Here is a 21430-nt window from a genome sequence, read left to right on the forward strand (position 1 = left end):
ACACCTATATCGAGAAGGAATCCTCGATCAACGAGCAGATCGACCGCATGCGCCATTCGGCGACACGCGCGCTGCTCGAGCGCGACGACGTCATCATCGTCGCCTCGGTGTCCTGCATCTACGGTATCGGCTCGGTCGAGACGTACACCGCGATGACCTTCGCGCTGAAGAAGGGCGAGCGCATCGACCAGCGCCAGCTCATCGCCGACCTCGTCGCTCTGCAATACAAGCGCACGCAGGCCGATTTCACCCGCGGCACCTTCCGCGTGCGCGGCGACGTCATCGACATCTTCCCGGCGCACTATGAGGACCGCGCCTGGCGCGTGAACCTGTTCGGCGACACCATCGAGACCATCGAGGAGTTCGACCCGCTCACCGGCCACAAGCAGGACGAGCTCGAATTCATCAAGATGTACGCCAACTCGCACTATGTGACGCCGCGACCGACGCTGGTGCAGGCGGTCAAGTCGATCAAGTTCGAGCTCAAGCAGCGGCTCGACCAGCTCCACGACCAGGGACGCCTGCTGGAGGCGCAGCGGCTGGAGCAACGCACCATGTTCGACCTCGAGATGATGGAGGCGACGGGAAGCTGCGCCGGCATCGAGAACTATTCACGCTATCTCACCGGGCGCCGCCCCGGCGAACCGCCGCCGACGCTGTTCGAATACGTGCCCGACAACGCGCTGATCTTCGCCGACGAGAGCCACGTCACCATCCCGCAGATCGGCGCCATGTTCCGCGGCGACTTCCGGCGCAAGGCGACGCTCGCCGAATACGGCTTCCGCCTGCCCTCCTGCATGGACAACCGCCCGCTACGCTTCGAGGAGTGGGACATGATGCGGCCGCAGACCGTCGCGGTGTCGGCGACGCCCAGCGGCTGGGAGCTCAACGAGAGCGGCGGCGTGTTCGTCGAGCAGGTGATCCGACCCACCGGACTGATCGATCCGCCCGTCGACATCCGCCCCGCCCGCACCCAGGTCGACGACCTCGTCGGCGAGGTGCGCGCCACCGCGCAGGCCGGCTATCGTTCGCTGATCACGGTGCTGACCAAGCGCATGGCGGAGGACCTCACCGAATACCTGCACGAGCAGGGCATTCGCGTGCGCTACATGCATTCCGACATCGACACCATCGAGCGCATCGAGATCATCCGCGACCTGCGCCTCGGCGCCTTCGACGCGCTGGTCGGCATCAACCTCCTGCGCGAGGGCCTCGATATTCCCGAATGCGCGCTGGTCGCGATCCTCGACGCCGACAAGGAAGGCTTCCTGCGCAGCGAGACCTCGCTGATCCAGACCATCGGCCGCGCCGCGCGCAACGTCGACGGCAAGGTGATCCTCTATGCCGACAGCATGACCGGCTCGATGGAGCGCGCGATCGCCGAGACCAACCGCCGCCGCGAGAAGCAGGTCGAGTACAACAACGCCAACGGCATCACGCCGGAGAGCGTGAAAAAGCAGATCGGCGACATCCTCAACTCCGTCTACGAACGCGATCACGTGCTGGTCGAAGTCGGCGGCCACGACATGACCGACGACGTCATTTCGATCGGCCACAATTTCGAAGCCGTGCTCGCCGATCTCGAAACGCGGATGCGCGAAGCCGCTGCCGATCTGAACTTCGAGGAGGCCGCGCGCCTGCGCGACGAGGTCAAGCGCCTGCGCGCCACCGAGCTCGCCGTCGTCGACGACCCCACCGCCAAGCAGCGCACCGTGCAGGGCAAGGCCGGTGCCTATGCGGGCACCAAAAAATACGGCGACGCCGCGAACCTGCCCGTCAGCGCCATGAAGAAGAAGACCGTCACCTCGGCGCTGAAGGCGAGCGGCGGCGGCGTGGGTGGCGGCTCGAAGGTCCACAAGCCGCATCTCGACGAGATGCACGGCCCGGAATCGCTGCCCTATCGCGAGAGCCGCGCACTGCCCTCAAAGCCGTTCGGCGGCACCAGCCGGATCATCCAGCCGACGGATTCGCGGCAGTCGGGCCCGGAGTTCGGCCCCGCACCGAAATCGACGGGCGGCGCTCCGGGACGACGCGGCGGGTGGAAGAAGAGGTAGAGGCAGCGCGCTATCACTCGCGCCGATCGCGAACCTGGCTATGCTACCGGGCTCGCCGCTTTACGTCACCCTGGCCCACGCGGCGTATCCCGTGGGCTCACCCCACGCTCGCCGTCACCACGGCCAGCACCGACAACATCAGCACGACGGTGACGAGCTGGAACGAGGCGACTGGCTGGCTGCGCCATTGCGCGATCTTGCCGGCGAGCGAGAGTTCGCGGTCGAACAATGCGGGTTCGTAGGTGGTCTTGAAGAAGCCGGGAAAGCTTGGACCGAGCGTCGGCGCGAGCAGCGCGTGAGCGAACGAGGCGGCGACGACGAAGATGGCCACACCGGGATCGCCGGAGAGGTCGTGGTTGCCGAACAACTTGAGGAGGAGCGCAGCAACGGCGAAGGTCGGGAAGCTCTGCAGCGTCGCGGTCAGCACGAGACCTTCGAGCGCGTTGTGCAGGCGGGACTTTCTCGCGGCGGCGGTGGCGGCCATGGCACGTCTTCCTGATGACATGCCCAAGAAAATAACCGCAGCGAAACAGGTTCGACGTGAGATAGATCACGTGCCTTTTCAGCACGGGAATACCGAGCCAAGTCGCTCCGGGCGCACCGCCGTGCGGCGCCCCGGAATAACGTTGGCGAGTCGGGCGTTCCGCCTGCAGTTTGGCTCTACAGCTTGTCCTGCCCGTTCACTTGGGACTGCTGTTGCTGCTTGTCCTGCTGCTGTTGCTGCTCCTTGGCGTGATGGCGGCCGTAGAGGCAGCCTGCGGCAGCCCCGAGGACGCCGTGATGACCGGCATAATGGCCGGCAACACCGCCGACAATGGCGCCCTTGATGCAACCCTTGGCGTCAGCAGCGGATGTCGCGCCAAGCACGAGAAGCGCGGCGGCAACGGCAATGAGCGGGGATTTCATGGATCGATGTCTCCGATGCGTTATCGACATCTCAACGAGCATGGGCCGGGCGGAGTTCCATCGATCGCCGCACGATGTGAACCACCGCCGATCGAAACAAGACCAATACGGCATGCGTTGTGTTTTTGCGGATTGATGGGCAAGCGAACCGCGCCATGGCGTTTTCGATCCATGGCCCAGGAGAACGGACGCCGCATGACGGTTGAATCGTTGAACAGGCAACGCGTGCTGCATCTGCTCGACGCATTCGCACGCGGCGACCTCGACACCGCGCTCTCATGCTGCACCGACGACGTCGACTTCCTCAGCCACGCGCCGATCGACGTGCTGCCGCACATGATGCCGCGGCGTGGCCGGGCCGCGTTGCGGGAGCTCTGGGAGATCGTCTGGTCGCGCTATTCCGAGATCCGCTACAAGACGCCGCACATCGTCGCGGAGGGCGACGATGTGGCCGCCTACCTGCATGCATACTTCAAGAAACGCGGCAACGATCGCATCGTGCAGTTCGACATGGCCGTGTTCTACGGCTTCCGCAACGGCCTGATCGCACAGATCCGCGAGATCATCGATTCCTACGATCTCGTGCAGCAGGTGCTGGAGCGCGAGATCGGCCCGCTGATCGTCGGCGACAAAGTCCGGGGAACCTAGGGACCCGCCATTTGCGATGGTTCTGGCCCCATCATAGCGCATCGCGCAACCTCGCACGGCATCGCATGCGTGGCGCGGCCCCGGCACCTCGTTTTGAACCTCCGCCGCCTCTAGTCAGACCCATTGCCCAGGGGCGTATCGCACGCCGGCTGGATCCTCACCGATGAAAATCGTGATGCTTGCCTTCCTGGGGCTGCTGCTGGGCACGCTCCGCGGGGCCGCGCTCGGCATCAGCGCCGGACTTGCCTGGGTCGAGCTTGCACAAACCTCGAATTTTGAAGGCTATAGCGACGTGCTGATGTTCTTCACCTTCATGCCGCTCGGCGCGACGATCGGCGGAATCGGCGGTGCGCTGCTGTTCGCCCTGCTGACGATGCGCGACGATGCGATCGCGCTCGAACGGGAACCGGTGCGCGGCCGGGACCGGTAAAATACGGGGTTCTATTGTAAATCTCACAAAACGCGCTCAATTGTGCATTGCAGAAATGTGAATTGCGTTTTGCCCGAAACGGCATATTTGTTTGCATACAAATGAATTGAGCGGCCGCTCTTCGCGCTTCCGGCGCGTGGGGTTGTTTCCCGTTCTTCTGCAAGCCAGCTTCAGGACGCCCCCAGATGACAGAGCACAGCCTCTGGCGTTTCTCGCGCGCGTTGCACCGCGCGATCAACGACCGGCATTTCCAGGACATCGAGAGCCTGATCGACGAGGACGTCGATTGGGCGGTCTATGGGCCGATCGACATGTTTCCGTTCCTCGGCGCGCGCCAGGGCAGGCGCGCGGTGATCGACGTCATCCGCCAGGTCGCCGACAATTTCAGGGTTCACCGCTTCGACCGCGAGAACATCATGCTCGGCGTCGATTCCGCCGCCTCGATGCTGCGCTATTCGCTCACGGCACTGGATTCGGACAAGCCGATCTCGCTGCGCGTGGCGCAGTTCGCCCAGTTCAGGGCGGACCGTCTCATCAACATGCGCGTCCTGATCGATACTTTCGACCTGGTCGAGCAGGCGCTCGGCCGCTCCATTCACCTGCCGAAACTGACCGGCGTGGTGTGAGAGGGATACCAACGGGCCCCGCAGTTCGGGACCAATGACGATGCACACGCGACGTCCTGGCCTCCAGCCCCGCCGGATGCCGTCGCGGAGAAGATCGTCATCGGGCGCGCGCCTTCCGCGCGGCCCGTTGGTTCGTAGTCCGCAATGGACGCGTCCAAACTGTCGCAACGCGCCGCCACAATTTCGCAACGATGACGCCGCTATCTTCGGCGCGGACCGGGCTCGCGGGCAGGACGATGGAATTCTCGACAGGTTTTGGCTGGACCAGGCTGCCGGTGTTGGCGGCCGCGTTCGTTCTGGGCTCGGTGCTGACGGTCTCGGCGCAGATCATTCCGCCCGCAGCAGCGGTGCCCGACGACGAGGCCGAGGCCGCCGACGCGCCCGACGTCAATGACGTCGATGTGCTCAAGGGGATCGACGTCGACAAGCTCGACTGGAGCCAGCTCGCCATCGACGCCGGCACGCTCAACGACATCATTGCCGCCAAGAAGCGTGCGCAGGCCGCGGCGCAGGGCGGGCTGAACTGGTCGTCGAATCCCAACGCGAACGGCTCGTCGGCGGTCACGGTCAAGCAATCGGTGTTCTCGTTCTGGGATACGCGGATCGGCGCCGACATGACGGTCGCGAGCGAGCCGACCACGATGTCCGAACTGCTGGCGCAGAAGGCGGCCAATGGCGGCAGCCTGCCGCAATCCTCCGGCAGCGCGTGGGCAGCGGCGACCGCGCCGGGCGCAGGCGCGATCTGGGACAAGACCGCGGTGGAAGCCCGCATCGATCCCGGCGCGGAGCAGAGCCGGATCGGCGCCTCGCTCACCAAGTCGGTGCCATTGTCGTCCGACTATTCGCTGACGATCCAGAACGGCTACAGCGTCAACCAGCAGGGCACGTCGGCTCTCTCCGGCATCGCAGGACGCACCACGCGCAACTACGAGACAGACCAGTCTGCCAAGGTCACGGTCACCGACACCGGCACCAGCATCACCGCGGGCCAGACCCTCTCGACCGCCGACGACAGATGGCTGCGCAAGGTCGGCGCCGAGCAGAAGTTGTTCGACAACGTCACCGTATCGGGCTCGGTCGGCGAGACATCGCAGGGCGCGATCAACAAGAGCCTGACGGCCGGCTTCAAGAAGAGCTGGTAGTCGTCCAAGCCTGCCGGATCCGCGTATCCGTCGAAGCGATGGATAACTCAGCCGCGATAGCCGGCCTGCCTGCTTCACGACGCGCGCAGGGTGCACGCGCGATCATGAGAGATAGGGTTTGTTGGGGGATTGCGGAGGGACGTACCGCGGTATGCGCCACGGCAAAGCCCCCGAATGGTCCGCCCTTGCCGCATCTCGGCCCATTTGCGGCCAAAATCCGGCGCCCTGATGCGGGTCGCCTTACAGACGTCGTCGTGCGGGGGACACTCGCGCTGCGCCCAACGCGAACAGGGGAACAACGATGAACGCCACTCGTCCGGAAAAAGTTGAATCAACCGAGACCGAAACGGTCGACAGCAACCTCGCCGCCGTGACCGAGGTCGAGGCCGGCATCCGCGATTTCGTCCGCAACGACATCGCCTATCTGCGCCGGCCGTCGACCACGACGACCGACGCGCCGCCGCTCGATCCGTCCGCGGAAGCCACCGTCACCAACGTCAACTCGCTGATCCAGCGCGTCGCCGGCACTTCGCTCGCCGAGATCGAGAACCTGATCTCGGAGCTCGAGAGCCTGCGCGACCTGCTGCACGCCGAAGGACAGCGCGTCCAGCGCGAGATCTCGGGCTATGCCCAGCTCAGCCAGGCCGCGATGAAGTCGACCCGCATGATCGCCGACAACGTCGCGCAGTGGAAGCGCGCCGCCGACGGCCTGCGCAACAGCTGATCTTTCCGCAGCACGCATCACCGGCCGCCGCGTTCCCGCACAGGAGCGCGGCGGTTTTGATTCCGGCGCTACTCTCCCGATGTCATCGCCCGGCGTGATCGCGCGATCCAATATTGCAGAGACATGACACGAGGACCGGGACGCCGCGTCGTGCTGGATGCCGGTCGAGCCGGATCATGACAGCGCTTGTGGTGTGCGCGTGAAGAGATGACAGCGCAAAGCGCCTGCCGCCACGCATTCAGCGCCGCACAAGCATCCCGCCTTGAACTTTCCGCGCCACCCCGACGACCAATGCCAAGCGCCCGCAGCCGTCGACGGCCGGGCTCGGGGGACATGTCATGGAAAGCATCCGGCCCGACAATTCGGACCCGATACCGCTGCGGCCCGCGCCGAACCAGTTCGGCACGATCATGCTGCGTTTCGTCGGATTGCTGGTGGTCGCGATCGCGGTGCTGGCGTTCGTCTACAGCCGCTGAGCCGAGGCCGCAGCGCGGCCCCGAAGCCTTAACGAAGTGTTACCGAGCGACGTCGAAGGTCGAGGCTTCGAGGGTGTAGCCGCCATCGGCATAGCCCTTCACCACCATGCCGGCGACCAGCATCACAGCCAGTGTCGCGGTAGCGAAGATGAATCCGACCAGCTTGAGCGCGCCGCGGTCTGCCATGGTTCTCGTCCCCTGTAGTCTGCCCACTTCGTTCAAATAGACAGCGACAGGTTCATAATTGGTTAGCAACTCGATGGTTCCGGCGACTGCTTCGCGGCCAGCCATCTTGGTGAGGCTTATGGCAGTCGCCCTGAATCGCGTCCATAGCGCGCGGGCAACACTCGCGCACTCATTTGGCCGTTCATACTGGAACTGATCTAACCCTTCGCCCGCATCGGCACGAAAGCGCTCGCGGTGATGGAATAAACGTCCTCGCCGCGCTGGTTGGTGCCGGTGGTGCGGGCCGTCAGGATGCCCCAGCCCGGACGCGAGCCGGAGGCGCGCTTGTCGATCACAACATTGACATAAGTGACGATGTCGCCGGCGAGCACCGGCTTGATCCAGCGCAGATCGCGGAAGCCAGGCGACGGGCCCCATATCGCGACCTCCTCGCCGCGCGCGGTGGCCTCCCGTGCCAGGCGCTGGCCATCCGCGACAAGCAGGCTCATGCAGGCCGAGCCGACATGCCAACCCGAGGCGGCGAGCCCGCCGAACAGCGAGTTCTTGCCTTCCTCCTCGTCGAGGTGGAACCGCTGCGGGTCGAACTTCGCGGCGAACGTCTTGATGGACTCGGCCGTGAACGTATAGGCGCCGATCTCGCGGCGAAGACCGATCTCGATCTCTTCGAAGAACCGCATCAGACCGCTCCCTCGCGCCGCTCGATCAAGATCGGCGAGGTCATCTCGCACAGCGTCTGCCCCGACGCGTTGCGCACGGTGCATTTGAATTTGACGATGCCGAGCCCCGGCCGGCTCTTCGAGGTCCGCGCCTCCACGACGTCGACATCGAGCGTGAGATCGTCGCCGGGTCTGAGCGGCGACAGCCAGCGCACCTCGTCGACGCCGGGCGAGCCGAGCGAGGCGGCACGGGTGATGAAGCCGTCGGCCATCATCCGCATCATCAGCGAGCAGAGGTGCCAGCCGGAGCCGGACAGGCCGCGCAGCATGTTCTTGCTGGCCGCTTCCTCCTCGAGGTGCATCGGTTGCGGATCGAACTCGGCGGCAAAGGCCAGGATCTCGTCGCGGGTGACATGGCGCGGGCCGAAACTGCCGTAACGGCCGGGCGGGAAATCTTCAAAGGTCAGGGTCATCTTGGCAAAGCTTTGCGGGAAGGACAGATTGTGGCCGCACTTTGCGGCAATCTCAACCCGCCAGCCCGCATGGCTCGTGCTACATTCGATGCGGCGGCCTTGGCCTGAGTCGTTCAGCCTCAGCCGGATTCACCAACGACCAAGGTTCATTTGAAGGCTCGATTTGCCCTGGGGAGAGCAATGTTGTCATTCAGCGATCTGTTTCAGTGGGACCGCTTCATCACGCCGACGATCATCAAGACATTCTACTGGCTGGTGATCGCGCTGATCTGCTTGTTCGGCCTCTCAGGCATCTTCACCGGTCTCTCCACGATGGCGATCAGCCCGTTCGGCGGCTTCCTGGTGCTGCTGTCGTCGATCGCCAGCGTCGTGGTCGGCGTCATATTCTCGCGCATCGCCGCGGAATTGATCCTGATCGTCTTCCGCATCAACGAGCATCTCGGCGCGATCCGGGACCAGGGCGGCGGAATGAAGTGAGACTCTCGTCCCGGACGCGGCGCGGCATGAAATGCCGCGGCGCAGAGCCGGGACCCCTGCGTCCGCAGTCGAAATTCCGGGCCCCGGCCCCGCAACGCTGAAGAAGCGCGGCACCGTGTCCGGGGCGCCAGAGCGCCTTACGTATTGAACCGGAAATGCATGACGTCGCCGTCCGCGACGACATATTCCTTGCCTTCGAGGCGAAGCTTGCCGGCATCGCGGGCACCGGCTTCACCGCCCAGTGCGACATAATCGTCATAGGCGATGGTCTCGGCGCGAATGAAGCCCTTCTCGAAATCCGTGTGGATCACGCCGGCCGCCGCCGGGGCCTTGGTGCCGCGATGGATGGTCCAGGCGCGCGCTTCCTTCGGTCCCACGGTGAAATAGGTGATGAGGTCGAGCAGCGTGTAGCCGGCACGGATCAGGCGATCCAGGCCCGCCTCTTCGAGACCCAGCGTCTCCAGGAAGTCGGTGCGCTCCTCGCGCGACAGTGTCGCGATCTCGGATTCGATCTTGGCGGAGATGACGACGGCGACGGCGCCTTCCCTGGCCGCCTGGTCCTGCACCGCCTTGGAGAACGAATTGCCCGCCGCGGCCGAGCCTTCCTCGACGTTGCAGACATAGAGCACCGGCTTCGACGACAGCAGGCCGAGCATCGAGAAGGCGCGCTCCTCCTCGGCCTTGCGCTCGACCAGCCGCGCCGGCTTGCCGTCGCGCAGCAGCACCAAAGTGCGGTTGACGAGGTCGAGCTGCTCCTTGGCCTCCTTGTCGTTGCCCTTGGCCTTCTTGGTGAGGTTGTCGACGCGCTTCTCGAGGCTGTCGAGGTCCGCGAGCATCAGCTCGGTCTCGATGGTCTCGATGTCCGCGAGCGGCGCGATCTTGCCCTCGACATGGGTGATGTCGGAATCCTCGAAGCAGCGCACGACATGCGCGATCGCGTCGACCTCGCGGATGTTGGCCAGGAACTGGTTGCCGAGGCCTTCACCCTTGGAGGCGCCGCGCACGAGGCCGGCGATGTCGACGAAGGTCAGCCGGGTCGGGATGATCTGCGCCGACTTGGCGATGGCCGAGAGCTTGTCCAGCCGCGGATCGGGCACCGCGACCTCGCCGACATTCGGCTCGATGGTGCAGAACGGGTAGTTCGCGGCCTGCGCCGCGGCCGTCTCGGTCAGCGCATTGAACAAGGTCGATTTGCCGACATTGGGCAACCCGACGATCCCGCATTTGAATCCCATGGTCTTTTCCAGTCTTCGCGCCGCGCGCGTAAATGTCTTCCGATCTCGTCATGCGCGGCCTTGGCCCGCGCATCCGTCGTCTTCGAGAGATGGATCGCCGGACCAAGTCCGGCGATGACGACGTTAATCCTTGCCGTTCTCGTCCTTCGTCAGAAATCCCTTCGCCTGCATGGCGAGATGCACCCTGTTGGCGAAGGTCGCGTCCGTGCCCTTGGCGATCAGCGCGGCGTGCTCGGCAACCGCCTCGCACAGCGTCGCCACCCACTCGCCGTCGGCCTTGGCGAAGTCCGACAGCACGTGGCCATGCACCAGCTCCTTGACGCCGGGATGACCGATGCCGAGCCGCACACGGCGGTAGTCGTTGCCGATATGGGCCGAGATCGAGCGCAGGCCGTTGTGTCCGGCGATGCCGCCGCCGACCTTCACCCGCACCTTGCCCGGCGGCAGTTCGAGTTCGTCATGGAACACGGTGACATCGCCCGGGGCGATCTTGAAGAAGCTCGCCGCCTCCTGAACGCTCCGGCCGGAATCGTTCATGTAGGTCGTGGGCTTGAGCAGGATGACACGCTCCGGTCCGAGCGTGCCCTCCGAGGTCTCGCCCTGAAAGCGACGGCGCCATGGCGAGAAACCATGACGCCGCGCGATCTCGTCCACGGCCATGAAGCCGATATTGTGCCGGTTACGTGCGTATTTCGCGCCGGGATTGCCGAGCCCAACAAAGAGTCGCATGACGCGGCGCGCCCCTCGCTCGGCGCGCGATCAGGGACCGCGCGCCGGCCTTGAGAGATTTACTTCTTCTTGTCGCCGCCGGCCGGAGCCTTGGCCGCCGCCGGAGCAGCAGCGCCCGCCGCCGGAGCAGCCGCACCAGCCGCCGGAGCAGCCGCAGCACCCGGAGCCGCGCCACCGGCAGCAGCCGCAGCCGCGGCCTTCTGCTCTTCGGCGTAGCCGGACGGCGGCACGATGGTGACGAGGGTGGCGTCCTCACGCGTCAGCGCCTTCACGCCGGACGGCAGCTTGACGTCGGACAGATGCAGCGAGTGACCGATTTCCAGCGAGCCGACATCGGCCTCGATGTACTGCGGGATGCTCTCGACACCGCACTCGAGTTCGATCGCATGGGCGACGATGTTGACGGTGCCGCCGCGCTTCACGCCCGGGGACGCTTCCGCCTTCACGACATGCAGCGGAACGCTGATGCGGATGGTGGCGCCTTCGCCGAGCCGCATGAAGTCGACGTGGATCGGGAAATCCTTGACCGGATCGAGGTGGTAGTCGCGCGGAATCACGCGGTGCTTCTTGCCGTCGAGGGAGATGTCGACCAGCGTGGTCAGGAACCGGCCGGCGAGGATGCGCTGGCGCAGTTCGCGATCTTCGATCGAGATCGTTACCGGGGGCTGGTTGTTGCCATAGATCACTCCGGGCACGCGCCCGGCGCGACGCTCAGCCCGGGCGGCCCCCTTGCCGCTGCTCGGACGTGCGGTCGCCTTCAATTCCTTGACGGTCGTCGCCATAACGTTAAGTCCTTGTTTTTGCAAAAGTTAATGGGCCGCAGCGCGGCCCATGGTGCAGTTCGCAGCAAGCCTCCAGGGGTGCGGGGGCCACGAACTGGCGGGCTTTTACCCGGAAGACGCGGAAATGACAAGGAAATGCGGGGATTATTTACGGACGGGCGACGCTGCCCGGAACACAGTCATGGCCGGGCTTGTCCCGGCCATCCATGTATTATCGCCCTGTGGGATGGGCGTCGCTGCCCGGGGCGAGCCCGGACATGACGGCCTCGATCCGCCTACCCGCCGAGCTTGGCCTCCAGCGCCGCGATCCGCGCCTTGAGGGCCTCGTTCTCCTCGCGGGCGAGGCGCGCCATGTCCTTGACCGCCTCGAACTCCTCGCGCTTGACCAAATCCATGTCGCGCAGGAATTTCTCAGCCTGGGTGCGCAGCACGGTGTCGACCTCGCGCTTGACGCCCTGGGCGGCGCCGGCAGCATCGTTCATCAGGCGGCCGATCTCGTCGAAAAACCGGTTGTTGGTCTGGGTCATGTCGGTCTCCTGGCGGCTCCGATAAACTTTGCGCGAACTGCTCGAATGACAATGGCAATCCACGCGAACCGGTTCAAGGGCCGATCGGCGCAATCCTTGTCATGCTCTGGTTTCCTTGCAATCGTACTCAACGTCCCTGCATAACAAGAATCACAAGGCGCAAGACATGATCGACCAGCAGATCGCGATCCCCACCAAGGACGGCCACACCGCAACCTTCATCACCCATCCCGAGCGCGGCGGACCGTTCCCGGTCGTCCTGTTCTACATGGATGCGCCGGCGATCCGCGAAGAGCTGCGCGACATGGCGCGCCGGCTCGCGACATCGGGCTATTACGTGATGCTGCCGAACCTCTACTACCGCTCCGGCGTGATGGAGCTCGGCGTGCTGCCGGCCGATCCGAACGCGCCTGAGCGCAAGCGCATGTTCGAGCTGATGGGATCGCTCAGCATTCCCATGATCATGGAGGACACCAAGGCGCTGCTCGCCTATGCCGAGGGCCAGGCCGCCGCGAACACGAAGGTCGTCGGCACCGTCGGCTACTGCATGAGCGGGCGTTACGCCGTCAATGCCGCCACGCATTTTCCAGATCGCGTCAAGGCCGCCGCCTCGATCTACGGGACGCAGCTTGCGACCGACCAGGACGACAGCCCGCATCTCGCCGCCGGCAAGACCAAGGCCGAACTCTATTTCGCCTGCGCCGAGACCGACATCTACGCGCCGACCGAGATCATCGAGAAGGTGAAGCAGGCCATGAGCGGCGCCAAGGCGGAAGTCGAGATCTATCCCGGCACCCATCACGGTTTCGCCTTCCCCAAGCGTCCGGTCTATCACCGCGACTCCGCCGAGCGGCACTGGGAGCGCCTGCTGGCGCTCTATCGCCGCAACCTCGTCCAGCAATAGAAGGCGCGATGCCCTTTCTGCTCATCGACTTTCCGTCCTTCGACCCGATCGCCATCGCGATCGGTCCGTTCGCGATCCGCTGGTATGCGCTGGCCTATATCTGCGGCATCGTGTTCGGCTGGCTCTATGCGCGCTCGCTGCTGAAGAACGAGCGCCTGTGGGCTGGCCCCGCGCCGATGTCGCTGGTGCAGATCGACGACTTCATCCTCTGGGTGACGCTCGGCATCATCCTGGGCGGCCGCACCGGCTATGTGCTGTTCTACAACCTGCCGTTCTTCATCGAGCATCCCACCGCGATCTTCCGGCTTTGGGAAGGCGGCATGTCGTTCCATGGCGGCTTCCTCGGCTGCGTCGTCGCGGTGATGTGGTTTGCCCACCGCAACCGCATCTCGATCCTGTCGCTCGGGGACATCACCACCGCGGTCGCCCCGGTCGGGCTGCTGCTCGGGCGCATCGCCAACTTCATCAACGGCGAATTGTGGGGCCGTGCCACCGACGCGAGCCTGCCCTGGGCGATGATCTTCCCCAACGATCCCACCCACCTGTCCCGTCATCCGAGCCAGCTCTATGAAGCCGGCATGGAAGGCATCCTGCTCTTCACCGTGCTCGCGGTGATGATCCGCCTCGGCGCCCTGAAACGGCCGGGCATGATCCTCGGCGCCTTCATCCTGATCTACGGCCTGACCCGGATCGCCGGCGAGCATTTCCGCGAACCCGACGTGCAGCTCGGCTTCCTCTGGGGCGGATTAACCATGGGCATGCTGTTGTCGATCCCGATGCTTATCGTCGGCGGCATACTTATTGTATGGGCTATCAGGCGCGGTGAGCCGAAATCCGCCGCGACCATCCGTTAGTTTCTTTCGAGAAGACAGACCGTGACCGACTCGCCGCTGTTCAACGAGATCAAGGCCCTGATCAAATCCTCCGGTCCCATGCCGGTCTGGCGGTACATGGAATTGTGCCTGATGCATCCGCGCTACGGCTACTACGTCTCGCGCGATCCGCTCGGGCGCGAAGGCGATTTCACCACCGCGCCCGAAGTCAGCCAGATGTTCGGCGAACTGCTCGGCTTGTGGACCGCATCGGTGTGGAAGCAGATGGGCTCGCCGCAATTCCTGCGGCTGATCGAACTCGGCCCCGGCCGCGGCACCATGATGGCCGACGCGCTGCGCGCCTTGCGCGTGCTGCCGCCGCTCTACCAGGCGCTCCACATCCATCTGGTCGAGGTCAATCCCGTCCTGCGCGACCGGCAGAATGCCACGCTGGCCAACGTGCGCAACGTCAGCTGGCACGACGGCATCGACGACGTGCCGGAAGGTCCGAGCATCATCCTCGCCAACGAATATTTCGACGTGCTGCCGATCCATCAGATGGTGAAGCACGAGAACGGCTGGCACGAACGCGTGATCGAGCTCGACGCCAACGGGCAGCTGCAATTCGGCTCGGCGGCCGAACCGACGCCGCGCTTCGACGTGCTGCTGCCGTCGCTGGTTCGCGCCGCGCCCGTCGGCGCCGTGTTCGAATGGCGCCCCGACGGCGAGATCATGAAGCTCGCCACGCGCGTGCGCGACCAGGATGGCGCGGCGCTGATCATCGACTACGGCCACTTGCGCAGCGATGCCGGCGACACGTTCCAGGCGATCGCGCGTCACTCCTTCGCCGATCCCCTGAAGGCGCCGGGCCAGGCCGACGTCACCGCCCATGTCGATTTCCAGGCGCTGGCGCGCGCGGCGGAGGATGTCGGCGCGCGCGTGCACGGCCCGGTGACGCAGGGCGATTTCCTCAAGCGCGTCGGCATCGACACCCGCGCGGCCGCACTGATGCAGAAGGCGACGCCGGAGGTCGCGACCGACATCTCGGTGGCGCTCAAGCGCCTGACCGATACGGGACGCAGCGGCATGGGCTCGATGTTCAAGGTGCTCGGCATCTCCGAGCCGCGATTGACCGGCCTTGCGGGCCTCAGCGACCTCGAACACGCCGGAGACGCATCATGACGCTCGCATCGTCGCTGCTGTCGGCCGTGCCCGGCCTGCGCCATTCCTTCTTCACCCGCGAGGGCGGCGTCTCCAGCGGGATCTATGCGGCGCTGAACGGCGGGCTCGGCTCGAACGACGATCCCGATCATGTCGCGGAGAACCGTCGCCGCATGGCCGAGCATGTCGGCGTCGCGCCCGAGCGTTTCCTCAGCCTGCACCAGATCCATTCGCCCGACGTGCTCGTCGCCGAAACGCCATGGCCGAGCGGACCACGGCCGAAGGGCGATGCGCTGGTGACGCGGACGCCCGGCATCGCGCTCGGCGTCTCCACCGCCGATTGCGGACCGGTGCTGTTCGTCGATCCCAACGCGCGCGTGATCGGCGGCGCGCATGCCGGCTGGAAAGGCGCACTGACCGGCGTGCTGGAGTCCACGATATCGGCGATGGAGAAACTCGGCGCATCGCGCAGCGGCATCATCGCCGCCATCGGTCCCCTGATCCGCCAGGACAGCTACGAGGTCGGCAACGAGTTCGTCGCGCGCTTCATCGAAGCGGATGCGGAGAACGCCATGTTCTTCATCCCGTCGGTGCGCGAAGGCCATGCGATGTTCGACCTCGCCGGCTTCATCCGCAAGCGGCTGGAGGCCGCCGGCATCCTGATGATCGACGATCTCGGCCTGGACACCTATGCCGACGAACGCTTCTTCAGCTATCGCCGCTCGGTGCATCGCAAGGAGCCGGATTACGGCCGGCACATCCACGCGATCGCATTGGAAGCGTGAACACACGGGCAACATTAACCATCGTCGTTCCCGAACACGCCCGGCGGCCCGGAATGAAGGCCGGCTGTGGCGCCTCCGCCCTAGACGTTAATGCGTTTTAACGATATCGCTGCCCTCCATAATGAGGGAAGCGTCATCCATCTTGCGCCGCACGGGCTCGCGCCTGCTGGCGGCCATGCTCTTGGCGGCGGCGACCGCGCTGGCCGGCTGCGCTGGCGGCAATGCGCCGAGCAATTCCTATGCGATGGCGCCGAGCGCCGGCTCGGGCGCGACGGTGGCCTTTGAATCGATCGACGGACCGCCGCCCCAGGTGTTCGACCGCATGGTCGGCGTGCTCGACAGCGAATCCAAGCTGCGCAGCCTGTCCATCGTCTCCCGCGAGGGAACGGCTGCCTATCGCGTGCGCAGCTACCTCTCCGCCCAGATCGTGCGCGGCAAGACCGTGATCGCCTGGGTCTGGGATGTCTACGACGCCAACCAGCAACGGGCGATACGCCTGTCCGGCGAGGAACCGACCACGGCCAAGGGCGGCCGCGGCGATGCCTGGGCCGCCGCCGACGACCTCGTGCTGCGCAGGATCGCCCAGGCCGGATTCAGCGGACTTTCCAACATGATCAACGGAACGCCGGATGCGCCGGGTCCCGTTCCGGGCTTGCGGGGCCCCGCGGTCGCGAGCGTGATGCCGGCGGCTCCCGCATCCGACATGCCGGCCGCGGCGCTCGGCTATGCCGAGCGATAACCACCGCGAAACCACCGTCGCAGGAATGCCCGGGGGACTGCCAAACCTTTGGTGAGACTCGGGATTTTCGCAGGGAAAACGTAGCATCCCGGGTTGCCATCGCGGCCTTCGGCCTGATATTTCCTCGCCCGTCGTAACCGTGCTCCCGGTGGGTATCAGAGATGTTGAACGTCGTATCCAGCAAAGCGCGGGAGGAAGCATCCATGTCGGCCAAGAACGGCTCCATCAAGCTCGTCGCCGGCAACTCCAATCCGGCTTTGGCGCAGGCCATCGCGCAAGGCCTCGACCTGCCGCTGACCAAGGCGGTGGTACGGCGCTTCGCCGACATGGAGATCTTCGTCGAAATCCAGGAGAACGTCCGCGGCTCGGATGCCTTCATCATCCAGTCGACCTCGTTCCCAGCGAACGACCATCTGATGGAACTCCTGATCATCACCGACGCGCTGCGCCGCTCCTCGGCGCGCCGCATCACGGCGGTGCTGCCCTATTTCGGCTACGCCCGGCAGGATCGTAAGTCGGGTTCGCGGACGCCGATCTCGGCCAAGCTCGTTGCCAACCTGATCACGCAGGCCGGTGTCGACCGCGTCATGACGCTCGACCTGCACGCCGGCCAGATCCAGGGCTTCTTCGACATTCCGACCGACAATCTCTACGCGGCGCCGCTGATGGTGCGCGACATCAAGGACAAGTTCGACCTCTCCAAGACGATGGTGATCTCGCCCGACGTCGGCGGCGTGGCGCGCGCGCGTGGCCTTGCCAAGCGCATCAACACCCCGCTCGCGATCGTCGACAAGCGCCGCGAGCGTGCCGGCGAATCCGAGGTCATGAACGTGATCGGCGACGTCGCCGGATACACCTGCATCCTGATCGACGATATCGTGGACTCCGGCGGCACGCTGGTGAACGCGGCCGACGCGCTGATCGCCAAGGGTGCCAAGGACGTCTACGCCTACATCACCCACGGCGTTCTCTCCGGCGGCGCGGCCGCCCGCATCGCCGGCTCGAAGCTGAAAGAGCTCGTCATCACCGACTCGATCCTGCCGACCGATGCGGTGACCAAGGCGCCGAACATCCGCACCCTGCCGATCGCCAGCCTGATCTCCGACGCAATCGCGCGCACCGCCGCCGAAGAGTCGGTGTCGAGCCTGTTCGACTAGTTTCCTCTTCGCATCTGCCCGCGTGCGGGCAGGCAATCGCATTCGAAGATCAGATCGTCATGCCCGGGCTCGTCCCGGGCATCCACGTTCTCGTGCCGCGATCAGGGCGTCGACCGCCGGGACGAGCGCGGCCAAGACGCGGACCGAAGCTTCAATGTGCCCGACGCTCGCCTCCCTGCGATGGCGCTGCCCGCAGGCGGGGTGAGCCTTTTCCGCCCCTCGCCCTGATGCGCCGCACCCCGGCCCGCAGCCCCCACGGGTTGTTGCCGGCGGCCGCCCATGACATCATCCGGATACCTTGCCATCCCTGCCCTCTGGATACCTGATGCCACGCCGGAAATTTGCTTGGGAAAAGCTGACGGACGAGCAGTTGCTCAAGCAGCGCCTCTCCAGCCTGAGGGTCACCGTCGAAGGCACCTGGCTCGAGGATTGCGTCGGCACGCTGCACGAGGAGCTCGAGGAGCGCGGCATCCGGCTGCGGCCGCACACCTGGATCTCGAGCGAATGGTTCAGCCCGGGCGACGTGCCCGGCATCGCCATCCCCTTCTATCTGGCGCATCCCCGCCTGATGAAGCTCGAGAAGAAGATGATGTTCGACGTCGAGGGCGGAACCTGGCGCGAATGCATGGCCATCCTCCGTCACGAGGCGGGCCATGCCTTGCAGCACGGCTACCAGCTCCAGCGCCGCCGGCGCTGGCAGCAATTGTTCGGCCCGTCGTCGAAACACTATCCGCGCTACTACCGGCCCAATCCGGCCAGCAGGCGTTACGTCCAGCATCTCCGGCTCTGGTATGCGCAGAGCCATCCCGACGAGGATTTCGCCGAGACCTTTGCGGTGTGGCTGCGGCCGCGCTCGAACTGGCGGACGCGCTATGCGGGCTGGCCGGCGCTGAAGAAGCTCGAATATGTCGACGAGCTGATGGCCGAGATCGCGGGGAAGAAGCCGGTGATCACGACGCGGGAGCGCATCGATCCGCTGAGCAGGCTCAGCCAGACGCTCGAAGACCACTACAAGAAGAAGCAGGCGTTCTACGCCTTCACGCCGCCGAAGACCTACGACCGCGACCTCTCCCGGCTGTTTTCCGCCGATCCACGGCATTACCGGTCCAAACCCGCTTCGAGCCTGATCCGCCGGCACCGCGCCCAGATCAGGCAATTGGTGGCGCGGTGGACGGGCGAGAACCAGCTCACGCTCGACGCCGTGCTCGACGACATGATCTCCCGCTGCCGCGAACTCGACCTGCGCGCCGTCGGGCCCGAACAGAAGCTCGTTCTCGATTTCACCGTCCTCGTGACCGCCAAGACGATGCACGCGCTGTTCGGCCCGTCTCGGCGAAAATGGATCGCGCTATGAGACGCCTGCGGATTCTCGTGCTGATGCATCCCGATTTCCTGCCCCCGGATTCCTCCGACGGATACACGCCGCAGGAGATCAACAACTGGAAGACGGAATACGACGTCGTGAGCACGCTGCGCGCAGCGGGCCACGAGGTCCGCGCCCTCGGCGCGCAGGAGGAGATCAGGCCGGTCCGCGAGGCGATCGAGGAGTTCAAGCCGCACGTGGTGTTCACGCTGCTGGAGGAATTCCACTACAACGTCGCCTACGACCAGCACATCGCCAGCTATCTCGAACTGATGAAGGTGCCTTATACCGGCTGCAATCCGCGCGGCCTGATCCTGGCGCGCGGCAAGGACCTGTCGAAGACGCTGGTGCATCACCGCCGCATCGCCGCGCCGGCCTTCGCCGTGTTCCCGATGCGCCGCAAGGTCAAGCGGCCCAAGCATCTCGCGCTGCCGCTGATCGTCAAGGCGCTCAACATGGATGGGTCCTTCGGCATCTCGCAGGCCTCGATCGTCGACACCGACGAGAAGCTCGCCGAACGGGTCGCATTCATCCACGAACGGGTCGAGACCGCGGCGATCGCCGAGCAGTTCATCGAGGGGCGCGAGCTCTATGTCGGCGTGCTCGGCAACAACCGCCTGCGCGTCCTGCCGATCTGGGAACTGAAGTTCGGCAGCATGGGCGGGCGCAGGTCACGGCATATCGCCACCGAGAAGGCCAAGCACGACACCGACTACCAGGAGCGCGTCGGAATCGTCGACGGGCCGGCGAAGGATCTGGCGCCCGAAGTCACCGCGCGCATCCAGCGCGCCGCGAAACGCATCTACCGCGCGCTGGGCCTCGACGGTTATGCGCGCATCGACTTTCGCCTTGCCGCCGACGGCACGCCCTATTTCATCGAAGCCAACCCCAATCCCGAAATCGCCAAGAGCCAGGAGTTCGCCACGGCGGCCCAGCATGACGGGATCAAATATCCAGATCTCCTGCATCGCATCCTGACCCTCGGGATCAGCCGCGCCAAGGCGGGCGTATCGCTGGGGTGAGATGGGCGGCGATCGTAGGGTGGACAAAGGCGCGAAGCACGGTGCCCGCGGCATTTTGCGATGAAGATGGCGGGTACGCCTCGCTTTGACCACCCTGCGACGATCAGCTCGCCTCGGCCTTCGCGCTGACCACATCGGCAAACGACTTGAAGAATTCTCCCGCGAGCTTCGTCGCGGTCGAGTTGATCAGGCGGGCGCCGAGCTGGGCGAGCTTGCCGCCGATCTGCGCGTCGACCTCGTAATGCAGCACTGTGACGTCGGCGCTCCCGGATTCCAGCCGCACCAGCGCGCCGCCCTTGGCAAAGCCCGCGACGCCGCCCGAACCTTCGCCGGAGATGCGATAGCTGTTGGGCGGATCGAGGTCGGACAGCGTCACCTTGCCGCTGAAGGTCGCCTTCACCGGTCCGACCCTGAAGACCACCGTCGCGGTCATCTCGTTCGGCGCCGTCACCTCGAGCGACTGGCAGCCGGGGATGCACTGCTTCAGCACGGCGGGATCGTTCAGCGCCGCCCAGACCTGCTCGCGCGAGGCGGGGATGGACTGGCTGTCGTTCATCTGCATGATCGGTCTCTCACTCTCTGCTGGTTGTCTGACCGGCGCGCTGGCCGCGCCGCCGCTCGCGGGTGATCTCGGCGAGGATCGACATCGCGATCTCTTCCGGCGTGATGGCGCCGAGATCGAGCCCGGCCGGCGCCTTGAAATCGTCGATCGCGGCGCTGCTCGCGCCCTCCGCGATCAGCTTGGCGCGGAGCGAGGCCATCTTGCGGCGGCTGCCGACGAAGGCGTGATAATCTGCTGTGGTCGCGACCGCCGCCCGCAGGGCCGCTTCGTCGCCCTTGCCTTGCGTCGAAACCACGACGAAGCGCCTCGCCTCGTTGAGTTCGCCGAGCTGGTAGCCGTCGATGATCGCGTCGGCATCCGGCCGTGCCGTGAGATCGGCGGCGGGAGCGGCGAGCGTGACGTGGTAGCCGAGCGTGCGCGCCTGTGCCGCGAGCGACAGCGCCACCGGGCTCGCGCCGAGAATGACCAGCGCGGGATGCGGCAGCACGGGTTCGACGAAGATGTCCATGGTGCCCTTGCTCGGGCACATGTTGCTGGCAAACCGGATGCCGTCGCGGCTCTCGCCCGCGCTGACGCCGAGCTCGGCGAGCAAATTCTCCGGCTGCACCGAGACCATGCGCGGCTCGCCGTCGGCCAGCGCCTCGCGCGCCGCTTTCAGCACCGCCCCCTTCGCACAGCCGCCGCCGATCCACCCCGCGACGATGGTGCCGTCGGCGGCGATGATCGCCTTGGCGCCCGCCTTCGCGGCCGTCACCGACACGGTCCGGACCACGGTGGCGAGCACGAAGGCGCGATCGGCCGCCTTCATCTGCGCCACCAGATCCAGCACCTCGACATGAGCGGTCATCGGAACG

General features: G+C 65.5%; 27 protein-coding genes. 16 read left to right on the forward strand and 11 right to left on the reverse strand.

Going from position 1 to position 21430, the window contains the following annotated elements; genetic code table 11:
- On the forward strand, positions 1 to 2054 hold a 2054-nt coding region (gene uvrB / locus QM712_RS21575), incomplete at its 5' end, for an excinuclease ABC subunit UvrB (RefSeq protein ID WP_415025162.1).
- A 97-nt stretch (positions 2055 to 2151) separates the two neighbouring features.
- On the opposite strand, the gene QM712_RS21580 is transcribed toward uvrB, so the two are convergent.
- The gene (locus QM712_RS21580) at positions 2152 to 2538 is read right to left on the reverse strand and encodes a hypothetical protein (RefSeq protein WP_415025163.1); all 387 of its coding nucleotides are present in this window, start codon (positions 2536 to 2538) and stop codon (positions 2152 to 2154) included.
- Positions 2539 to 2714: 176 nt separating this feature from the next.
- Complete coding sequence (locus QM712_RS21585) at positions 2715 to 2960, reverse strand: hypothetical protein (protein WP_415025164.1); 246 nt, start codon at positions 2958 to 2960, stop codon at positions 2715 to 2717.
- A gap of 195 nt (positions 2961 to 3155) precedes the next feature.
- On the opposite strand from QM712_RS21585, the gene QM712_RS21590 reads away from it, so the two are divergent.
- From QM712_RS21590 to QM712_RS21615, 6 genes are all read left to right on the forward strand, one after another.
- Complete coding sequence (locus QM712_RS21590; RefSeq protein WP_415025165.1) at positions 3156 to 3608, forward strand: nuclear transport factor 2 family protein; 453 nt, start codon at positions 3156 to 3158, stop codon at positions 3606 to 3608.
- Positions 3609 to 3783: 175 nt separating this feature from the next.
- A complete protein-coding gene (locus QM712_RS21595; RefSeq protein WP_415025166.1) occupies positions 3784 to 4038 on the forward strand; it encodes a hypothetical protein in 255 nt (84 codons plus the stop codon).
- A gap of 185 nt (positions 4039 to 4223) precedes the next feature.
- Positions 4224 to 4664, forward strand: coding sequence for a nuclear transport factor 2 family protein (locus QM712_RS21600; protein WP_415025167.1), 441 nt, complete (start codon positions 4224 to 4226; stop codon positions 4662 to 4664).
- Between the two features lie 236 nt (positions 4665 to 4900).
- Positions 4901 to 5806: a hypothetical protein gene (locus tag QM712_RS21605; protein ID WP_415025232.1), complete on the forward strand. Its 906-nt coding sequence runs from the start codon at positions 4901 to 4903 to the stop codon at positions 5804 to 5806.
- A 301-nt stretch (positions 5807 to 6107) separates the two neighbouring features.
- The gene (locus QM712_RS21610; RefSeq protein WP_415025168.1) at positions 6108 to 6530 is read left to right on the forward strand and encodes a hypothetical protein; all 423 of its coding nucleotides are present in this window, start codon (positions 6108 to 6110) and stop codon (positions 6528 to 6530) included.
- Between the two features lie 338 nt (positions 6531 to 6868).
- Complete coding sequence (locus QM712_RS21615; protein WP_415025169.1) at positions 6869 to 7006, forward strand: hypothetical protein; 138 nt, start codon at positions 6869 to 6871, stop codon at positions 7004 to 7006.
- A gap of 39 nt (positions 7007 to 7045) precedes the next feature.
- Here QM712_RS21615 and QM712_RS21620 read toward each other — a convergent pair whose 3' ends face one another.
- The 3 genes from QM712_RS21620 to QM712_RS21630 form a co-directional block, all read right to left on the reverse strand.
- Positions 7046 to 7192: a hypothetical protein gene (locus QM712_RS21620; RefSeq protein ID WP_415025170.1), complete on the reverse strand. Its 147-nt coding sequence runs from the start codon at positions 7190 to 7192 to the stop codon at positions 7046 to 7048.
- Between the two features lie 197 nt (positions 7193 to 7389).
- The gene (locus tag QM712_RS21625) at positions 7390 to 7869 is read right to left on the reverse strand and encodes a MaoC family dehydratase (protein ID WP_415025171.1); all 480 of its coding nucleotides are present in this window, start codon (positions 7867 to 7869) and stop codon (positions 7390 to 7392) included.
- Positions 7869 to 8321 (reverse strand): MaoC family dehydratase, encoded by a 453-nt coding sequence (locus QM712_RS21630; protein ID WP_415025172.1) that lies wholly within the window; start codon positions 8319 to 8321, stop codon positions 7869 to 7871. The genes QM712_RS21625 and QM712_RS21630 overlap by 1 nt, the downstream gene beginning before the upstream one ends.
- Before the next feature lie 180 nt (positions 8322 to 8501).
- Between QM712_RS21630 and QM712_RS21635 the strand changes: the two genes are divergently transcribed.
- Positions 8502 to 8798, forward strand: coding sequence for a DUF4282 domain-containing protein (locus tag QM712_RS21635; protein ID WP_415025173.1), 297 nt, complete (start codon positions 8502 to 8504; stop codon positions 8796 to 8798).
- Positions 8799 to 8935: 137 nt separating this feature from the next.
- Here the strand turns inward: QM712_RS21635 and ychF are convergent, their stop codons facing one another.
- The 4 genes from ychF to QM712_RS21655 form a co-directional block, all read right to left on the reverse strand.
- Positions 8936 to 10033 (reverse strand): redox-regulated ATPase YchF, encoded by a 1098-nt coding sequence (ychF, locus tag QM712_RS21640; protein ID WP_415025174.1) that lies wholly within the window; start codon positions 10031 to 10033, stop codon positions 8936 to 8938.
- A gap of 123 nt (positions 10034 to 10156) precedes the next feature.
- A complete protein-coding gene (pth, locus tag QM712_RS21645; RefSeq protein ID WP_415025175.1) occupies positions 10157 to 10762 on the reverse strand; it encodes an aminoacyl-tRNA hydrolase in 606 nt (201 codons plus the stop codon).
- A 59-nt stretch (positions 10763 to 10821) separates the two neighbouring features.
- Complete coding sequence (locus QM712_RS21650; protein WP_415025176.1) at positions 10822 to 11544, reverse strand: 50S ribosomal protein L25/general stress protein Ctc; 723 nt, start codon at positions 11542 to 11544, stop codon at positions 10822 to 10824.
- 275 nt (positions 11545 to 11819) lie between these two features.
- The gene (locus tag QM712_RS21655; RefSeq protein ID WP_129267743.1) at positions 11820 to 12071 is read right to left on the reverse strand and encodes an accessory factor UbiK family protein; all 252 of its coding nucleotides are present in this window, start codon (positions 12069 to 12071) and stop codon (positions 11820 to 11822) included.
- A gap of 166 nt (positions 12072 to 12237) precedes the next feature.
- Between QM712_RS21655 and QM712_RS21660 the strand changes: the two genes are divergently transcribed.
- From QM712_RS21660 to QM712_RS21695, 8 genes are all read left to right on the forward strand, one after another.
- Positions 12238 to 12975: a dienelactone hydrolase family protein gene (locus tag QM712_RS21660; RefSeq protein WP_415025177.1), complete on the forward strand. Its 738-nt coding sequence runs from the start codon at positions 12238 to 12240 to the stop codon at positions 12973 to 12975.
- A gap of 8 nt (positions 12976 to 12983) precedes the next feature.
- The gene (gene lgt / locus QM712_RS21665) at positions 12984 to 13829 is read left to right on the forward strand and encodes a prolipoprotein diacylglyceryl transferase (RefSeq protein ID WP_415025178.1); all 846 of its coding nucleotides are present in this window, start codon (positions 12984 to 12986) and stop codon (positions 13827 to 13829) included.
- A gap of 21 nt (positions 13830 to 13850) precedes the next feature.
- Positions 13851 to 14969, forward strand: coding sequence for a class I SAM-dependent methyltransferase (locus tag QM712_RS21670; RefSeq protein ID WP_415025179.1), 1119 nt, complete (start codon positions 13851 to 13853; stop codon positions 14967 to 14969).
- On the forward strand, positions 14966 to 15733 hold the full coding sequence (pgeF, locus tag QM712_RS21675; protein ID WP_415025180.1) for a peptidoglycan editing factor PgeF: 768 nt from the start codon (positions 14966 to 14968) through the stop codon (positions 15731 to 15733). Before QM712_RS21670 ends, pgeF begins: the two co-directional genes overlap by 4 nt.
- Before the next feature lie 121 nt (positions 15734 to 15854).
- The gene (locus tag QM712_RS21680) at positions 15855 to 16472 is read left to right on the forward strand and encodes a hypothetical protein (RefSeq protein ID WP_415025181.1); all 618 of its coding nucleotides are present in this window, start codon (positions 15855 to 15857) and stop codon (positions 16470 to 16472) included.
- A 203-nt stretch (positions 16473 to 16675) separates the two neighbouring features.
- Positions 16676 to 17629: a ribose-phosphate pyrophosphokinase gene (locus tag QM712_RS21685; RefSeq protein WP_211381483.1), complete on the forward strand. Its 954-nt coding sequence runs from the start codon at positions 16676 to 16678 to the stop codon at positions 17627 to 17629.
- Positions 17630 to 17954: 325 nt separating this feature from the next.
- Entirely contained in the window at positions 17955 to 18983 is a 1029-nt protein-coding gene (locus QM712_RS21690; protein ID WP_415025182.1) for a putative zinc-binding metallopeptidase, read from the forward strand.
- Positions 18980 to 20014, forward strand: coding sequence for a D-alanine--D-alanine ligase family protein (locus tag QM712_RS21695; RefSeq protein ID WP_415025183.1), 1035 nt, complete (start codon positions 18980 to 18982; stop codon positions 20012 to 20014). The genes QM712_RS21690 and QM712_RS21695 overlap by 4 nt, the downstream gene beginning before the upstream one ends.
- A 103-nt stretch (positions 20015 to 20117) precedes the next feature.
- On the opposite strand, the gene QM712_RS21700 is transcribed toward QM712_RS21695, so the two are convergent.
- Positions 20118 to 20576, reverse strand: a complete 459-nt coding sequence (locus QM712_RS21700) for an SRPBCC family protein (RefSeq protein ID WP_415025184.1) — start codon at positions 20574 to 20576, stop codon at positions 20118 to 20120.
- Positions 20577 to 20586: 10 nt separating this feature from the next.
- The gene (locus QM712_RS21705) at positions 20587 to 21423 is read right to left on the reverse strand and encodes an XdhC family protein (protein ID WP_415025185.1); all 837 of its coding nucleotides are present in this window, start codon (positions 21421 to 21423) and stop codon (positions 20587 to 20589) included.
- Positions 21424 to 21430 lie beyond the last annotated feature (7 nt).

The organism is Bradyrhizobium sp. (assembly GCF_047605465.1).
Taxonomy (GTDB): Bacteria; Pseudomonadota; Alphaproteobacteria; order Rhizobiales; family Xanthobacteraceae; genus Bradyrhizobium.

Bases quoted from the DNA above. Each gene is read 5' to 3' on its own strand.
- QM712_RS21580 (WP_415025163.1), bottom strand. From the start codon at position 2,538: ATGGCCGCCACCGCCGCCGCGAGAAAGTCCCGCCTGCACAACGCGCTC.
- QM712_RS21585 (WP_415025164.1), bottom strand. From the start codon at position 2,960: ATGAAATCCCCGCTCATTGCCGTTGCCGCCGCGCTTCTCGTGCTTGGC.
- QM712_RS21590 (WP_415025165.1), top strand. From the start codon at position 3,156: ATGACGGTTGAATCGTTGAACAGGCAACGCGTGCTGCATCTGCTCGAC.
- QM712_RS21595 (WP_415025166.1), top strand. From the start codon at position 3,784: ATGCTTGCCTTCCTGGGGCTGCTGCTGGGCACGCTCCGCGGGGCCGCG.
- QM712_RS21600 (WP_415025167.1), top strand. From the start codon at position 4,224: ATGACAGAGCACAGCCTCTGGCGTTTCTCGCGCGCGTTGCACCGCGCG.
- QM712_RS21605 (WP_415025232.1), top strand. From the start codon at position 4,901: ATGGAATTCTCGACAGGTTTTGGCTGGACCAGGCTGCCGGTGTTGGCG.
- QM712_RS21610 (WP_415025168.1), top strand. From the start codon at position 6,108: ATGAACGCCACTCGTCCGGAAAAAGTTGAATCAACCGAGACCGAAACG.
- QM712_RS21615 (WP_415025169.1), top strand. From the start codon at position 6,869: ATGGAAAGCATCCGGCCCGACAATTCGGACCCGATACCGCTGCGGCCC.
- QM712_RS21620 (WP_415025170.1), bottom strand. From the start codon at position 7,192: ATGGCAGACCGCGGCGCGCTCAAGCTGGTCGGATTCATCTTCGCTACC.
- QM712_RS21625 (WP_415025171.1), bottom strand. From the start codon at position 7,869: ATGCGGTTCTTCGAAGAGATCGAGATCGGTCTTCGCCGCGAGATCGGC.
- QM712_RS21630 (WP_415025172.1), bottom strand. From the start codon at position 8,321: ATGACCCTGACCTTTGAAGATTTCCCGCCCGGCCGTTACGGCAGTTTC.
- QM712_RS21635 (WP_415025173.1), top strand. From the start codon at position 8,502: ATGTTGTCATTCAGCGATCTGTTTCAGTGGGACCGCTTCATCACGCCG.
- ychF (WP_415025174.1), bottom strand. From the start codon at position 10,033: ATGGGATTCAAATGCGGGATCGTCGGGTTGCCCAATGTCGGCAAATCG.
- pth (WP_415025175.1), bottom strand. From the start codon at position 10,762: ATGCGACTCTTTGTTGGGCTCGGCAATCCCGGCGCGAAATACGCACGT.
- QM712_RS21650 (WP_415025176.1), bottom strand. From the start codon at position 11,544: ATGGCGACGACCGTCAAGGAATTGAAGGCGACCGCACGTCCGAGCAGC.
- QM712_RS21655 (WP_129267743.1), bottom strand. From the start codon at position 12,071: ATGACCCAGACCAACAACCGGTTTTTCGACGAGATCGGCCGCCTGATG.
- QM712_RS21660 (WP_415025177.1), top strand. From the start codon at position 12,238: ATGATCGACCAGCAGATCGCGATCCCCACCAAGGACGGCCACACCGCA.
- lgt (WP_415025178.1), top strand. From the start codon at position 12,984: ATGCCCTTTCTGCTCATCGACTTTCCGTCCTTCGACCCGATCGCCATC.
- pgeF (WP_415025180.1), top strand. From the start codon at position 14,966: ATGACGCTCGCATCGTCGCTGCTGTCGGCCGTGCCCGGCCTGCGCCAT.
- QM712_RS21680 (WP_415025181.1), top strand. From the start codon at position 15,855: ATGAGGGAAGCGTCATCCATCTTGCGCCGCACGGGCTCGCGCCTGCTG.
- QM712_RS21685 (WP_211381483.1), top strand. From the start codon at position 16,676: ATGTCGGCCAAGAACGGCTCCATCAAGCTCGTCGCCGGCAACTCCAAT.
- QM712_RS21690 (WP_415025182.1), top strand. From the start codon at position 17,955: ATGCCACGCCGGAAATTTGCTTGGGAAAAGCTGACGGACGAGCAGTTG.
- QM712_RS21695 (WP_415025183.1), top strand. From the start codon at position 18,980: ATGAGACGCCTGCGGATTCTCGTGCTGATGCATCCCGATTTCCTGCCC.
- QM712_RS21700 (WP_415025184.1), bottom strand. From the start codon at position 20,576: ATGCAGATGAACGACAGCCAGTCCATCCCCGCCTCGCGCGAGCAGGTC.
- QM712_RS21705 (WP_415025185.1), bottom strand. From the start codon at position 21,423: ATGACCGCTCATGTCGAGGTGCTGGATCTGGTGGCGCAGATGAAGGCG.